A 13,954-nucleotide genomic window follows, 5' to 3' on the forward strand; every position below is an offset into this window, starting at 1 on the left:
ATTGCATCAAACATTTTCAGCTGACTGGGGTCTATGAAGGGTCAACTTTGATAAACTAAACCCTTTACTGATCAAGAGACAATTTCATCTGATGCCTCATTTTATTCGCAACACCTTCTGTCTACTGCTGTTAACACTGACATCAATAGCCCTTGCCAAGGTCAGCTACAGTCCCGAGCAACCCAAAACCGCCATTGAAATTGTCAATGAACTGGCCAGCAAGCACTATAGCAAGCAGGTTCTGGATGATGGCTTATCCAACCGCTTTCTTTCTCAATATGTCAACAATCTAGATCCAGCCAAAAGTTATCTTCTCCAGAGTGATATCGATGAGTTCAGTCGCTGGGAAAACGAGCTGGACAATATGCTCAAGAAAGGAGACCTGAGCGCCGGTTTTTATATTTTCAATCGTTATCAGGAACGTGCCGAAGCACGCTTGCAAGCCAATATCGACTTGCTGGAAAGTGGCTTTGAATTTGATCTCACCGAAGATGACAGCCTGAATATGGATCTTGAGCAGGCCCAATGGCCAGCGTCAGCCCAGGCTGCTGATGCCTTCTGGAAAAAACGGATCAAGGAGTCGTATCTACGGCTGATTCTCAGCGACAAAGAGCCCGATGCTGCCCGCTCCCTACTGGTAAAACGTTATACCAACCTGCAAAATCAGCTATCACAGCGTGACAGTGAGGATATTTTCCAGATTTTCATGAACTCTCTGGCTGAATTGTACGATCCGCATACCAGTTATATGTCGCCTCGTTCCATGGAAAACTTCCGCATTGCCATGTCACTGTCTCTGACCGGTATAGGCGCAGTGCTCCAACGGGAAGATGAACACACCAAAGTGGTAAGAATCATTCCAGGTGGACCGGCAGACAAACAGGGAATACTCAAAGCAGGGGATAAAATTATCAGTGTTGGACAGGGCGAGGAGGAAGCAGTCGATGTCATCGGCTGGCGACTGGATGATGTCGTAGACATGATTCGCGGTGCCAAGGATACAATCGTCAAGCTTGAAATTATGCCTGCAGTAGGTGAAGCCGCTGGTAGCACTCGAGAAGTTGCCATTGTCAGAGACAAGATCCAACTTGAGGAACAAGCTGCAAAATCTGAAATTATTGAGGTTCAAAACGATTCAGGTAATTACCGTTTCGGCGTCATCACCATTCCAACTTTTTATCTTGATGTCGAGGCATTTTACAATAGGGATCCTGAATTCAAGAGTACCACCAAAGATGTTCAACGCCTGCTGGGCGAAATGGCCGATCAGAATATCGACGGTGTCATTCTGGACCTGCGCAATAACGGCGGCGGCTTTCTACAGGAAGCCACCACGTTGACAGACTTGTTCATTGATCCGGGTCCGATTGTGCAGGTTCGTGATGCTAATGAGGTGGTGTCACGCAATCATCGTTCGCGCTACAACGCCTACTATAGGGGCCCCCTGATGGTGATGACCAACCGGCTCAGCGCTTCTGCCTCAGAAATTTTTGCCGGAGCGATTCAGGACTATGAAAGAGGCTTTGTTGTTGGCGAGCAGACTTTCGGCAAGGGAACTGTCCAGATACAATTGCCGGTTCGCGAGGGGCAGCTAAAGTTGACTGAATCGAAATTTTACCGTGTTTCAGGCGAAAGCACCCAGCATCTGGGCGTAGTTCCCGATATCGAGCTGCCTGCATTTTATGATGCTGAAATCGTTGGTGAAAGCAGTGAAAAAAATGCACTCCCCTGGGACAAAATAAATGCCGTCCCCCATCGCCGTTATAACCTGACAGACCTGCCCGTTGACAGGTTGATTGAACGTCACAAGTCCCGACTCAGTCAGGATCCCGACCTGCGCTACCTCAGTGATGAGCTGATACTGATGAGAGAGCGCAGAGCACAGCAATCGATATCGCTGAATGAAAAACAACGTCGCCAGGAAGCAAAAGACTACGATTTAACAAGGTTGGCCATTGAAAACAAACGCCGGTCCGCAAAGGGGTTATCGCCCTATGAAACCGTCGAGGAATGGCAGGCAGAAAATTCTGTCGACGCCGACCCGGACGGGGAGAACACAATACCGCTACCGGAACGCGATCCACTACTCTATGAGACCGGCAATATCTTTGCCGATGTACTGATAATGAGTGATGCCAGATCCATGTTGGTACAACAGCCTTGAACCAATAACAGCCCTGAGCCGGTAGACAGCTTGAGCCGATGCACAGCCTGACCAGCTGTGATCCGATATTATCCATCAGCTTGAAGTCAATCAAAGTAGCCGGATGACCAACTAAAAAGTATGCTCGGAACACCTGCTGTGACCGCTGGAACAAGACATGTATATCGTTTCTTTTAACGTAAACGGGTTGCGTGCCCGTCTTCACCAGCTGAAAGCCGTTATCGACAAATATTCCCCGGACGTGATTGGCCTGCAGGAAACCAAGGTTGAAGATGCAGCCTTTCCCATTAAGGAAATACAGGGAATGGGTTACGATGCGATTTATCACGGCCAGAAAGGTCACTATGGTGTTGCCCTGCTCTACCGAACACCCATCGCTAACCACATGAAGGGGCTACCTGACAACCCGGAAGATCACCAGAGAAGGCTGATTTATGGAAAGTTCGCTCTTAACAACCGTACGGTCCATATCTATAACGGGTATTTCCCCCAGGGCGAAAACCGAAGCCATCCACAGAAATTCCCCTGTAAAAAACAGTTCTACGAAGATCTAATACACCACATATCGAGCGTTCACGCCAATGGCGACCACATCATTGTGATGGGTGACATGAACATAGCTCCCTTCGACCGGGATATTGGTATTGGGGACGAAAACCGCAAACGCTGGCTACGCACTGGTAAATGCTGTTTTCTGCCCGAAGAGAGGACATGGCTATCCAGCCTCCAGAAGCTGACACTGAAAGACAGTTTTGATTATTTTCACCCGGATGAACCCAATCGATTCAGTTGGTTCGACTACCGAAGCCGGGGATTTGAGGCAGACCCCAAGCGCGGTCTTCGAATCGACCTTATTCTCGCCTCCGAAAACCTCCTGCCTGTCGCCACTGATGCCGGCGTTGATTACCAGATCAGAGCCATGGAAAAACCCTCCGACCACTGCCCAATCTGGTTGTCTCTCGAGCCTTGATCAACAGATTTTGTCAACCGATATCTCACCAGTACGTTCTAATGAGCACTACTGAAGAAATGGAGTACCCGGCATGCAAAAACTTCCTGTTCTCTGTCTGCTGACCACATCAATCATATTCGGCATGGCGCCGGCTCTGGCCGGGGATCGCGACCATAAACCGAATTTTCGTGCTGAATACCGCCACGACTACCACCACGACTATCGCCGGAACTATCGGGATGATTATAGATATGACGAAAGGCGAGGCCAATACCGTGATCAAAGGTTTCATTCGCACTACCACAGGCACAACAAGTACAGAAAACATTACGGTCATCCCGGCAGACAAAAAAAACATGATTACTATAGGAGAAGTGCCTCGGATGATTACATCTACATCATTGGTGGGGCGATACTGATAAATGAAATTTTGCATCACCATCGTTGACAGAGCGCCAGCTTTCCATGTTGCTGACCTTATTGGATAACCCGGCAAATGACAAAAGGAATAGGACCCTGACGCAGCAATCTATGGAAAATTTTTTGTCGTCTGTAGAGCGCAGGGCCTACGCCATCGCAGTAACCTCCCTTAGCGACAGGGAGGATGCGCTGGATATTGTGCAGGAGGCCATGACCCAGCTGGTGGTCAGCTATGCACATAAGCCATGCGACGAATGGCGCCCGTTGTTTTATCGAATATTGCAAAGCAAGATCAATGACTTGCACCGTAAAAGAAAATTTCACAGGCAGTTTAAAGGATGGCTTCCCCACTTCAGGGACAAACAGGGTAACAAGACTGAAGAAGACCCTATCGAAACCATTGCGGGGCCTGACAGCACAACACCACATACACGGCATGAGCGCGAACGACAGATCAGTGTTTTGAAAGAGGCACTGATCCATCTCCCTCCCCGCCAACAACAGGTTTTTATGTTGCGCTGCTGGGAAGGCCTCAATACAAAAGAAACAGCAATAGCCATGAAGTGCACTGAGGGCAGCGTTAAAACCCATTATTCCCGCGCATTAATCAAGCTTCGGGACACACTGGGAGATTATTGGTATGACTGATCTAGAGAAACAACTACAGGACACCTTGCGTCACTCTGAAAACGAGATTGATTCTGCAACAGCACATCGCCTTGTGGCAGCAAGAAACATGGCTCTCAATGCAGTCAATCAGCACAGATGGCCAGGTTTTTTTATCCCGGTTGTCAGCATGGCGGCAATCTCTCTGCTAGCAGTTATACTGGTGTTTTTACCACCCACACAAAATCTGCAGCAAAATAGCTCCCCTCAAGAAGAGTTCATGCTCAGTGAAGAAATCGATCTTTACGAAGATATGGAATTCTATTCCTGGCTGGCCAGTGACACCTCCAATCTGAAGGGCTGATACATGTATAAAAGCATATTCTATCGCGGTTATTTTTTACGAGCTGTGCTCACTTTTGTCCTGGCTGGGGCCTTCTCACTGCCGGGACAGGCTTACCAGGGAGAATTTTTTGTTCCGGGCAATAGCCATCTCAGCCAGGTCATAAACCCCTTCGAGGCTGCCGGAAACCATCGTCATTATGCTGAAAAAGACAAAGTGCACCCCTCCAAACACCACAAGAAGGACTGGAAACAACGTTATGAATCAATGACACCAGCAGAGAGGGACAAACTGGAGAAACGACGCGAGTATTTTAAATCACTCTCGCCTGAAGAACGCCAACGTATCCATCAGGCACGTGAAAAATTTCACAACCTGCCCGCCGAGAAACGGGAAGCGTTAAAAGAACGATGGCGCAGTATGTCGCCTGAACAGCGGAAGGAGTTCCACAAGAAAATTGGTCGGGATGGCAGCTTCTCAGAAAAAAACAGGGACTAAAAAAAACCGGTCAAAAGACCGGTTTTTTTACGGTTTGCCTATCACTCAGAGCTGCGCTTCAATGGCTGGAATCAGCTCAAACAGATCACCGACCAGACCATAATCTGCTACCTGAAAAATAGGCGCTTCCGGATCCTTGTTAATCGCTACAATGACTTTGCTATCTTTCATTCCTGCCAGATGCTGAATCGCACCTGAAATACCTACGGCAATATACAGTTCCGGAGCAACAATTTTACCTGTCTGGCCCACCTGCATATCATTGGGTACAAAGCCCGCGTCCACAGCTGCACGGGATGCTCCCATTGCCGCACCAAGCTTATCGACCAGTTTTTCCAGCATAGCGAAACCCTCGCTGCTACCCATGCCACGACCACCCGCAACCACGACCCGGGCAGAGGTCAATTCCGGGCGCTCGGAAACGGCCAACTCCTGGCCTATGAAGGTGCAGTTGTCCTGCTTGTGTACACTGGAAATCTGTTCAATGGTAGCACTACCACCCTCTGTCGCAGCCGCCTCAAATGCCGTAGAGCGCACAGTGAGCACCTTAACTTCGTCGCTGCTTTGCACTGTCGCAATGACATTGCCCGCGTACACTGGCCGCTTGAAGGTGTCCGGGCTTATTACCTCGCTGATATCTGAAATAGCCTGCATATCGAGCAGAGCAGCCACTCGCGGCATGAGATTTTTTCCAGTCGTGCTGGCCGGCGCCAGGACATGACTGAAACCTTCAGCAATCTCGGCAACCAGAGGCGCCACGTTCTCGGCCAGATGATGGTTATAGACAGGATTATCAGCCAGAAGTACTTTTTTGATACCAGGCACCCTTGACAGCTTGTCAGCCACGCCACCACAATCGGAGCCCGCCACCAATACGGCAATATCACCACCAATCGCCTGCGCTGCGCTGATACTGTTCAGCGTCGAAGGCCTAAGATCGCGGTTATCGTGTTCAGCAATAATCAAAATGCTCATCAGATCACCTTCGCTTCATTTTTCAGTTTGTCCATCAACTCCTCAACATCGGCTACTTTAATACCGGCCGCCCGCTGAGCAGGCAACTCAACCTTCAACAGTTTGACGCGTGGTGTAATGGAAACACCCAGATCATCCGGGGTTGATGTATCCAGTGGTTTCTTTTTGGCCTTCATAATATTGGGCAGTGAGGCATAGCGCGGTTCATTCAAGCGCAGATCGGCAGTCACAATTGCCGGCAAGTTAAGCGCCAGTGTTTGCAACCCGCCATCAATCTCACGAGTAACCGTAGCCTTCTTATCGCCAGTCAGCTCAAGTTTTGATGCAAAGGTGCCCTGAGGGTACCCAGTCAGGGCCGCAAGCATTTGCCCCGTCTGATTATTATCGCCGTCAATGGACTGTTTACCCATCAGGACAAGGTCCGGTTGTTCGCGATCACACAACACTTTCAGACACTTGGCAATTGCCAACGGTTCGAGCACATCTTCTGTAACCACCAACAAAGCCCTGTCTGCACCCAGCGCCAGTGCCGTACGCAACTGTTCCTGAGCCTGTTGAGGCCCTATTGAAACGACAACAATTTCATTGGCAAGGCCCTGCTCCTTAAGACGTACTGCCTCTTCCACAGCAATTTCGCAGAAAGGATTAATCGACATTTTGACATTATTGAGATCAACGTCGGCAGCATCGGCTCGGGGTCTCACCTTGACGTTGTAGTCCACCACGCGCTTGATAGCGACAAGTACTTTCATGGAATACCCTTTGAAATTCATTGGTTAGCATTGAGGGGTGCTAATCATGCCGCCACCATCAAGCCAAATCAAGGCAAAGGGCGGTTTTCAGACAATCAATTACTGACTTCATGGTACTGACTGGCGGGTCCCAAATCCGCATGGCACCGTGGGTCTATACAGGCTAAAATTCACACCCTCCGCACACCGGACATGACAGACTGAAACCCTATGGAGAATGCTGTGGAACGTGAATATATGGATTACGACATCGTTATTGTCGGGGCCGGGCCAGCGGGCTTATCAGCGGCCTGCCGCTTGAAACAGATCAACCCCGATCTGTCTGTTGTGGTTCTTGAAAAAGGCTCGGAAGTCGGCGCCCATATTCTCTCGGGTGCCGTCATGGAGCCAACCGCCCTGGATGAACTATTCCCCGACTGGAAAACGCTCGGCGCACCGCTCATCACAGAGGTTCGCCAGGACAATATCTATGTATTCAACAAAACCCGGGGAATAAAGGTTCCATCCCTGTTTGTTCCTAAAACCATGCACAATGCCGGTAATTACATTATCAGTCTTGGCAATTTCTGTCGCTGGCTGGCTGAACAGGCCGAACAGCTTGGTGTAGAAATTTTCCCCGGTTTCGCTGCTACAGAAGTGCTCTACGACGACAAAAATAACGTTCGGGGCGTTGCAACCGGCGATATGGGCCTCGCAGCCGATGGCAGCCATAAAACAGACTATACCCCCGGCATGGAACTCCGGGGCAAATACACATTTTTTGCCGAAGGATGCCGGGGACACCTAGGGAAACAGCTGATTGAGTGCTTTTCACTCGATGACAACGCCTTGCAGCCACAGCACTACGGCATAGGCATCAAGGAGCTCTGGCAAATACACCCAGAAAAACACCATCAAGGCCTTGTGGTTCACAGTGCTGGCTGGCCACTGACTGAAACAGGTTCTTCCGGTGGCGGCTTTCTCTACCATATGGAAGACAATCTGGTATCAGTGGGGCTAACGATAGACCTCTCCTATTCCAACCCACATCTCAGCCCATTTGATGAATTCCAACGCTACAAACAACACCCCGTCATCAAACAATATCTAGAAGGAGGAGAAAGAGTATCCTACGGTGCGCGAGCTCTGGTTAAAGGTGGCATGCAATCTCTGCCAAAAATGACCTTCCGTGGTGGAGTTTTGTTGGGAGATAACGCCGGCACACTCAATTTTGCAAAAATCAAGGGTATCCATTGTGCGATGAAAACCGGCATGATAGCTGCCGAAAGTGCAGCAGAGGCCATTGCGAGCAACAGGCAACAGGATGAACTGACAGCCTTCAACAGCAACTATCAGTCCAGCTGGGCTTATCAGGAACTGCACAGGCACCGCAATTTTGGTCCCGCACAACACAAATGGGGCAATATTATCGGCTCGGCCTATGCTTTTATCGATATCAATATTTTCAATGGTCACCTGCCCTGGACACTCACCGATCCCAGACCGGATCATGCCAGACTCAAGCCTGCCTCAGAGTCAAAAACCATCGACTACCCAAAACCGGATAACAGACTCACCTTCGACAAACTGTCCTCGGTTTTCATATCCAACACCAATCACGAGGAGGCACAACCCTGCCACTTGAAATTGGTAAATCCTGAGGTACCGATCAGCCACAATCTGCCTCTCTATGATGAACCTGCTCAGCGCTATTGTCCCGCTGGGGTTTATGAAGTTGTTCAGGAGACAGGGGGAGAAAAGCGTTTTCAGATCAATGCACAGAACTGTGTGCACTGTAAAACCTGTGATATCAAGGATCCCAGCCAGAATATTATATGGGTTGCGCCCGAGGGCGGTGGCGGACCAAACTACCCAAACATGTAGTTATAAATCAAATAGTTATCTATTTAAAATAATTGCTTATCTAGGTTTTAATGACCACATGGGGCAGTCGTGACCCCAGAGCTGAGTAGAATTATGCCGCACCTATGTAGAATGATGGATCTCGGCCCGACTGGCATTGGCGCTTGAACTGGCAATTTTGTCGTCGCGCAATTGCCCGCGATTACCCATGGTGATACCGATATTACCTATGAACTTCAAAAAGTCTTCCTTGTCTTCTACCGCCACGCCATAACTGATATTGAAATACGCCTCAACCGCACCCTGAGCGAGAGCCCAGCAGGCCATGTAATGATAATGGGGCGGGACATCTTCGAGCACACCCTTCTCTATAAGCTTGGCAAGCATCGAATGCAGCGCATCCACATTGGAGCGTCGCAATGCATGCAGTTCATCCATTTTATCAACCACTTCATGATTGTCATGGAGCCGGACTTCCAGCAATTGCACCAGACGATCCAGTGATGGGTCAGCGAGACGGGCCTGAAAATAGGAGCGAGCAGCAGCTCCGGGATCACCCGCCTCTGCGGCCTCAATCCCTTGGCGAAGGTTTTCAGTGATATGGCGCTCGTAATCGAGCACGATACGCATCAGAATTTCTGTTTTGGTGAGAAAGTGTTTGTAAATAGTCCCTTTACCGACACCAGCCTCACGGGAAATGGCGGACACAGTCACCTTGTCAACGCCGTCCCTGATCAGCAGGCACAGTGCCTTCTCAATAATCGTTTCCTCGCGTTCCAGGAAACGCTTTTTCTTTGCGCGAATTTTTTCAGTGCTATCCGAGATTGATCGTGGCATCAGATACTCTAGGGGGATTTGCCAGCGGACGATGATTGTCCGATGAAAACTCAAATACTGTCAATGGTCACATAAGTGAACCCGGAGCAGTAGCCCGGCGAGTCGTGGACTCTTCAATGGAGGATGATATAATGCGCGCCGCCGGTGTGTAGCGCAGCCTGGTAGCGCACTTCCTTCGGGAGGAAGGGGTCGGAGGTTCGAATCCTCTCACACCGACCAATTATTAAACCCACGTTCTCGTGGGTTTTTTATTGCTCTCGGCGTTCAGTCATCAACTCCTGTCTTCTTTAAATAATTCAGGGTCGCTGTAACGTTTTTCAGGTTGATAGCTGCCATAGGTGCTTAACAAATCGCCCCAGATACTGCTACCTGCACAATGGAAGTAGCGCAGTTTCTTCGCCATTGCCGCTTTGCGACACCGGTCAGCTGTCAGGAACTGGCTACCCTGTAATGTAAAGGTTTCATCAAACAGGCTGTCCTTGACCAGCAGATCATAGGTAGGATAAAACAGATAAACACCAACCAGGATCATAATCACTATAACGGATTTCATTGGCGTCTCTCCCGAGCCCCTGCATACAAAGACATGATAGCCCTGAAAATATCAAAGACGGGTATCCTTAAGACGGAACCAAATCACAAAGCTGGCCAGAAAACAGGACAAAGAACCCAACTGGAAAGCCATCAGCGGGCTGAAATCCCATATTAGCCCCCCTGCCCCGGAGCCAACAGCACCACCAAACCCCAGACAAAATGCACTGTACAGGGCCTGGGCCTTACCCTGATTACCTGCTTCAAACAGGCGACGTATGCAATCGATACCAGCTGCATGATAGGCCCCAAAGGTCAACGCGTGACACACCTGGGCAAGTACCAATATTACCGGTTGCTCAGGGAAGTAGCCTATCAGTAACCAGCGCAATGTAGCCACCAACAGACAACTGATCATAATTATTCGCACACCAAAATGTGGCAAGAGGCGGTGCATGATGACAAACAGAAACACCTCGGCAACGACTCCCACCGACCACAAGACACCTATCTCACTCCTACTGTAATCGTGAGACTCCATGTAAATACTGAAAAAACTGTAATAGATACCATGGGACAGCTGCATCAGCATGCCTGCTACAAAAAAAGCTACCACAACGGGTTGTTTCAGAACTGAAGCAAATGTCTGCGAGACGACTTCGAACTGTCGATAGTCAGGCGTGGGCACGGCGAGGCTGGACAGAAAAATTCCCACCAGCAACAGCAGGCCTATGACGGGCAATGTATTGATGCTGTATCTATCGAACCAGGCACCACTGCCCAACACAAACACGATAAAGCCAATAGAGCCCCACACCCGGATACGGCTGTAGTTTTCTGGTCGTTGATGTAAAAAACTGGTGGTTACCACCTCTTGCTGGGGCAACACTGCATTCCAGAAAAAACTGTATCCAGTCATCACCAATGTAATGGCCAAAAAGCCCTGGTCAATAAAAATACCGGCAAAACACAGACAGGCCAGCAATGCGCCCAAACGAATAATGGCCAACCGCTCACCGGTATAATCGGCAATCCATGCCCAGATATTTGGCGCAATCACCTTGGTGGCCATGGGAATAGCCAGTAAAAAGCCTATCTCGGTAGCCGTGTAGCCAAGTGACTGCAAATATAGAGACCAATAGGGAAACAGCGCTCCCAACAGGCCAAAGAAACAAAAATAGAACGCAGACAACCGCCAGTATGGAACTGTCTCGTGAGTCACAAAAAAACAGCTGTCTAACTGCCAGTGCTGGCAGGTATTGGCGGCAGACCGCTACTCACATGAATATTCTGGGCACGATGACGCAAGAGGTGATCCATCAGAGTAATTGCGAGCATAGCTTCAGCAATCGGCGTGGCACGAATACCTACGCAGGGATCATGTCTTCCAGTGGTTACAACCTCAATCGCATGGCCATGGATATCGACTGAACGACCGGGAACCCGCAAGCTACTGGTCGGCTTTAACGCCAGATGAGCAACGATATTCTGACCCGAGGAAATACCACCCAGCACACCTCCCGCATGGTTGGACAAAAAGCCCTCGGGGATGATTTCATCGCGATGTTCGGTACCTCGCTGGGCAACCGCATCAAATCCGGCACCGATTTCAACACCCTTAACGGCATTGATACTCATCAGACCATGAGCGATCTCCGCATCAAGCCGGTCAAACACTGGCTCACCCAGGCCCGGGGGGACACCCGTGGCAATGACGGTGATTTTTGCGCCGACAGAGTCACCGTCCTTGAGCAACTGCTGCATGTAAGCCTCCATTTCCGGAACCTTGTCGGGATCGGGGCAAAAGAAGGGGTTATTTTCTATCTCGTCAAAGAGAACCTTCTCGGCTTGGATCGGCCCCAGTTGTGAGAGGTATCCACGAATCGTTATGCCGGCAACTTCTAGTAGGTATTTTTTGGCAATAGCGCCAGCCGCAACACGCATGGCGGTTTCGCGTGCAGACGACCGACCACCGCCACGGTAATCTCGAATACCATATTTTTGAAAATAGGTGTAATCAGCGTGCGCTGGCCGAAACTGATCCTTGATATTCGAATAATCCTTAGAGCGTTGGTCAGTATTCTCAATGATTAATCCGATCGGGGTTCCTGTCGTCCTGCCCTCAAATGTGCCCGACAGGATTTTCACTTGGTCACCTTCACGTCGTTGCGTGGTATAGCGTGACTGACCCGGTTTGCGCCGGTCCAGGTCACGCTGCATGTCCTGTTCGGTTAAACACAGTCCGGGGGGACAGCCATCGACGATGCAACCCAGGGCAGCACCATGGCTTTCACCGAAGGTGGTCACGGTAAACAGCTTGCCAATGGTATTGCCAGACATAGGATTTTCCAGGTTATCGGTTCGCAAGAATGCCCGCATCAACTCTCCAGAGGACAAGAGATACAAAGGCAGTAAGAAAGGAATTTTATACGATCAGCTCTACTCTGTCGTGGTTAGTCGATATCCAACGACAAACGATGTGCGCGCAGTTGTTGTGCGGTCAGCAAAAAAACCCCATGACCACCGCGCTCAAAGTCTATCCAGAGGAATGATATGGCCGGAAATGCATCCTCGAGAGCCAGCCATGAATTGCCCACCTCAACGATAAGAGAACCTTCCTCCGAGAGATAATCCAGTGCCTCATTAATCAGACGGCGAGTAAAATCCAGGCCATCAATCCCTGAAGCTAGCCCGATAGCCGGTTCGTGTAGAAACTCACTGGGCATGTCTGCGAGATCCTCTGCATCCACATAGGGAGGGTTCGCAACGATCAGGTCAAAACGTTGACCGCAGAGACCGGCAAACAGATCTGATTCTGCAGTGATAACGCGTTCACTGAGCTGATAGCGTTGAATATTTTTCTCGGCCACCTCCAGTGCCTCAGCCGAGATATCACTCAGTACCACGCGAGACTCCGGGAAGTAATGGGCGCAGGCAATGCCAATACAGCCACTGCCGGTACAGAGATCCAGAACAGTCGCCGGCGAGGTTTTTAACCAGGGGGAAAACTCAGATTCAACCAGTTCGGCTATAGGTGACCGCGGCACCAATACTCGCTGGTCTACAGCGAACGACAACCCGGCAAACCAAGCTTCACCAATGATATAAGCTGCCGGAATACGCTCGTTAATCCGCCGATCAAACAGGCTGGTGATACGCGATTGCTCGTCAGTGGAAAGTGACCGCTGCAGGGTACTGACATCGCTATCCCAGGGCAGACTCAAAACAAACAACACCAGGCTGAGGGCCTCGTCCCAAGCATTGTCAGTGCCGTGACCAAAACACAGCCCTTCAGCTTCAAAGCGCTCTGCACCCCAGTTGATCAAATCGCCAACCCTGGCCGGTATGATTCTTTGATTTTTCATGCAGGCATTGTACTTTTGCTGTCAACAAATGGCTTTAGGTTTACCTATCGCCGACGTAAGGTTATGCTCCGGACTCTACAGCTAATGGCCGAGAATATTTGTGAAAATTACCGATTGCTACACCCATATCATTGAGTCTACCGGGGAAAAGGTTACCCGGGCAGGACTGAAGGATACACCCAAGCGGGCAGCCAAAGCATTTGAGTTTATGACCCGCGGCTATCACCAGAATCTCGACGACGTAATCAATGGGGCCCTGTTTCCTTCCGATGCCAATGAAATGGTTATCGTCAAGGACATCGAGCTCTATTCACTTTGCGAACATCACTTACTGCCATTTATCGGCAAATGTCATGTTGCTTATATTCCCGACGGAAAGGTACTGGGCCTTTCAAAGGTTGCCAGAATTGTCGACATGTATGCTCGCCGCCTTCAGATTCAGGAGACACTGGTTGCCCAGATAGCGAATACCATTGAGTCGGTCACCGGAGCAAATGGTGTTGCCGTCATTATTGAAGCCAAACACATGTGTATGATGATGCGGGGTGTAGAGAAGCAAAACTCGGTAATGAAAACGTCTGCCATGCTCGGCTCATTCAGAGACAATCAAGCCACCCGGAATGAGTTCCTCTCACTGATCAACTGTTAATTTACCCGTTGTATCGGATC

General features: G+C 49.8%; 15 protein-coding genes and 1 tRNA gene. 8 read left to right on the forward strand and 8 right to left on the reverse strand.

Annotated features, from left to right (window positions below; genetic code table 11):
• Positions 1–91: 91 nt before the first annotated feature.
• Complete coding sequence (locus U740_RS09245; RefSeq protein WP_036860363.1) at positions 92–2,164, forward strand: carboxy terminal-processing peptidase; 2,073 nt, start codon at positions 92–94, stop codon at positions 2,162–2,164.
• A 157-nt stretch (positions 2,165–2,321) separates the two neighbouring features.
• On the forward strand, positions 2,322–3,134 hold the full coding sequence (gene xthA / locus U740_RS09250; protein ID WP_036860365.1) for an exodeoxyribonuclease III: 813 nt from the start codon (positions 2,322–2,324) through the stop codon (positions 3,132–3,134).
• A 109-nt stretch (positions 3,135–3,243) separates the two neighbouring features.
• Here xthA and U740_RS12145 read toward each other — a convergent pair whose 3' ends face one another.
• Positions 3,244–3,444 carry a hypothetical protein gene (locus U740_RS12145; RefSeq protein WP_152556819.1) on the reverse strand — a complete coding sequence of 67 codons (201 nt, stop codon included), beginning with the start codon at positions 3,442–3,444 and terminating at the stop codon, positions 3,244–3,246.
• A 137-nt stretch (positions 3,445–3,581) separates the two neighbouring features.
• Between U740_RS12145 and U740_RS09260 the strand changes: the two genes are divergently transcribed.
• The 3 genes from U740_RS09260 to U740_RS09270 are packed head-to-tail and all read left to right on the forward strand — an operon-like array spanning position 3,582 to position 4,983.
• Positions 3,582–4,184 (forward strand): RNA polymerase sigma factor, encoded by a 603-nt coding sequence (locus U740_RS09260; protein ID WP_081890904.1) that lies wholly within the window; start codon positions 3,582–3,584, stop codon positions 4,182–4,184.
• Positions 4,177–4,506 carry a hypothetical protein gene (locus U740_RS09265; protein ID WP_036860372.1) on the forward strand — a complete coding sequence of 110 codons (330 nt, stop codon included), beginning with the start codon at positions 4,177–4,179 and terminating at the stop codon, positions 4,504–4,506. The genes U740_RS09260 and U740_RS09265 overlap by 8 nt, the downstream gene beginning before the upstream one ends.
• Positions 4,507–4,509: 3 nt before the next feature.
• Positions 4,510–4,983: a DUF3106 domain-containing protein gene (locus U740_RS09270; RefSeq protein WP_036860374.1), complete on the forward strand. Its 474-nt coding sequence runs from the start codon at positions 4,510–4,512 to the stop codon at positions 4,981–4,983.
• Between the two features lie 45 nt (positions 4,984–5,028).
• Here U740_RS09270 and U740_RS09275 read toward each other — a convergent pair whose 3' ends face one another.
• Both U740_RS09275 and U740_RS09280 read right to left on the reverse strand, forming a co-directional pair.
• Complete coding sequence (locus tag U740_RS09275; protein ID WP_036860375.1) at positions 5,029–5,958, reverse strand: electron transfer flavoprotein subunit alpha/FixB family protein; 930 nt, start codon at positions 5,956–5,958, stop codon at positions 5,029–5,031.
• On the reverse strand, positions 5,958–6,710 hold the full coding sequence (locus U740_RS09280; RefSeq protein ID WP_036860377.1) for an electron transfer flavoprotein subunit beta/FixA family protein: 753 nt from the start codon (positions 6,708–6,710) through the stop codon (positions 5,958–5,960). The genes U740_RS09275 and U740_RS09280 overlap by 1 nt, the downstream gene beginning before the upstream one ends.
• Before the next feature lie 237 nt (positions 6,711–6,947).
• Between U740_RS09280 and U740_RS09285 the strand changes: the two genes are divergently transcribed.
• Complete coding sequence (locus tag U740_RS09285; protein ID WP_235189980.1) at positions 6,948–8,573, forward strand: electron transfer flavoprotein-ubiquinone oxidoreductase; 1,626 nt, start codon at positions 6,948–6,950, stop codon at positions 8,571–8,573.
• A 102-nt stretch (positions 8,574–8,675) separates the two neighbouring features.
• Here U740_RS09285 and U740_RS09290 read toward each other — a convergent pair whose 3' ends face one another.
• Positions 8,676–9,389, reverse strand: coding sequence for a TetR/AcrR family transcriptional regulator (locus U740_RS09290; protein WP_051921378.1), 714 nt, complete (start codon positions 9,387–9,389; stop codon positions 8,676–8,678).
• A 142-nt stretch (positions 9,390–9,531) separates the two neighbouring features.
• Between U740_RS09290 and U740_RS09295 the strand changes: the two genes are divergently transcribed.
• Positions 9,532–9,608: transfer RNA gene (locus U740_RS09295), tRNA-Pro, on the forward strand.
• Between the two features lie 52 nt (positions 9,609–9,660).
• Here U740_RS09295 and U740_RS09300 read toward each other — a convergent pair.
• The 4 genes from U740_RS09300 to prmB all read right to left on the reverse strand — a co-directional run bounded on the left by U740_RS09300 (position 9,661) and on the right by prmB (position 13,285).
• Complete coding sequence (locus U740_RS09300) at positions 9,661–9,942, reverse strand: hypothetical protein (RefSeq protein ID WP_036860378.1); 282 nt, start codon at positions 9,940–9,942, stop codon at positions 9,661–9,663.
• A 51-nt stretch (positions 9,943–9,993) separates the two neighbouring features.
• Positions 9,994–11,142, reverse strand: a complete 1,149-nt coding sequence (locus U740_RS09305; protein ID WP_036860379.1) for an MFS transporter — start codon at positions 11,140–11,142, stop codon at positions 9,994–9,996.
• A gap of 14 nt (positions 11,143–11,156) precedes the next feature.
• Complete coding sequence (aroC, locus tag U740_RS09310; RefSeq protein ID WP_036861802.1) at positions 11,157–12,260, reverse strand: chorismate synthase; 1,104 nt, start codon at positions 12,258–12,260, stop codon at positions 11,157–11,159.
• Positions 12,261–12,373: 113 nt separating this feature from the next.
• The gene (gene prmB, locus U740_RS09315; RefSeq protein WP_036860380.1) at positions 12,374–13,285 is read right to left on the reverse strand and encodes a 50S ribosomal protein L3 N(5)-glutamine methyltransferase; all 912 of its coding nucleotides are present in this window, start codon (positions 13,283–13,285) and stop codon (positions 12,374–12,376) included.
• A gap of 106 nt (positions 13,286–13,391) precedes the next feature.
• On the opposite strand from prmB, the gene folE reads away from it, so the two are divergent.
• On the forward strand, positions 13,392–13,934 hold the full coding sequence (gene folE / locus U740_RS09320; protein ID WP_036861805.1) for a GTP cyclohydrolase I FolE: 543 nt from the start codon (positions 13,392–13,394) through the stop codon (positions 13,932–13,934).
• The last annotated feature ends 20 nt before the right edge of the window (positions 13,935–13,954 follow it).

This window comes from Porticoccus hydrocarbonoclasticus MCTG13d (assembly GCF_000744735.1).
GTDB lineage: Bacteria > Pseudomonadota > Gammaproteobacteria > Pseudomonadales > Porticoccaceae > Porticoccus > Porticoccus hydrocarbonoclasticus.

Excerpts from the sequence above, each read along its gene's own strand:
- prmB (WP_036860380.1), bottom strand. The coding sequence starts at position 13,285 with ATGAAAAATCAAAGAATCATACCGGCCAGGGTTGGCGATTTGATCAAC.
- xthA (WP_036860365.1), top strand. The coding sequence starts at position 2,322 with ATGTATATCGTTTCTTTTAACGTAAACGGGTTGCGTGCCCGTCTTCAC.
- aroC (WP_036861802.1), bottom strand. The coding sequence starts at position 12,260 with ATGTCTGGCAATACCATTGGCAAGCTGTTTACCGTGACCACCTTCGGT.
- U740_RS09285 (WP_235189980.1), top strand. The coding sequence starts at position 6,948 with ATGGATTACGACATCGTTATTGTCGGGGCCGGGCCAGCGGGCTTATCA.
- U740_RS09245 (WP_036860363.1), top strand. The coding sequence starts at position 92 with ATGCCTCATTTTATTCGCAACACCTTCTGTCTACTGCTGTTAACACTG.
- U740_RS09290 (WP_051921378.1), bottom strand. The coding sequence starts at position 9,389 with ATGCCACGATCAATCTCGGATAGCACTGAAAAAATTCGCGCAAAGAAA.
- U740_RS09300 (WP_036860378.1), bottom strand. The coding sequence starts at position 9,942 with ATGAAATCCGTTATAGTGATTATGATCCTGGTTGGTGTTTATCTGTTT.
- U740_RS12145 (WP_152556819.1), bottom strand. The coding sequence starts at position 3,444 with ATGTTTTCTGTACTTGTTGTGCCTGTGGTAGTGCGAATGAAACCTTTG.
- U740_RS09265 (WP_036860372.1), top strand. The coding sequence starts at position 4,177 with ATGACTGATCTAGAGAAACAACTACAGGACACCTTGCGTCACTCTGAA.
- U740_RS09270 (WP_036860374.1), top strand. The coding sequence starts at position 4,510 with ATGTATAAAAGCATATTCTATCGCGGTTATTTTTTACGAGCTGTGCTC.
- U740_RS09280 (WP_036860377.1), bottom strand. The coding sequence starts at position 6,710 with ATGAAAGTACTTGTCGCTATCAAGCGCGTGGTGGACTACAACGTCAAG.
- U740_RS09275 (WP_036860375.1), bottom strand. The coding sequence starts at position 5,958 with ATGAGCATTTTGATTATTGCTGAACACGATAACCGCGATCTTAGGCCT.
- U740_RS09260 (WP_081890904.1), top strand. The coding sequence starts at position 3,582 with ATGTTGCTGACCTTATTGGATAACCCGGCAAATGACAAAAGGAATAGG.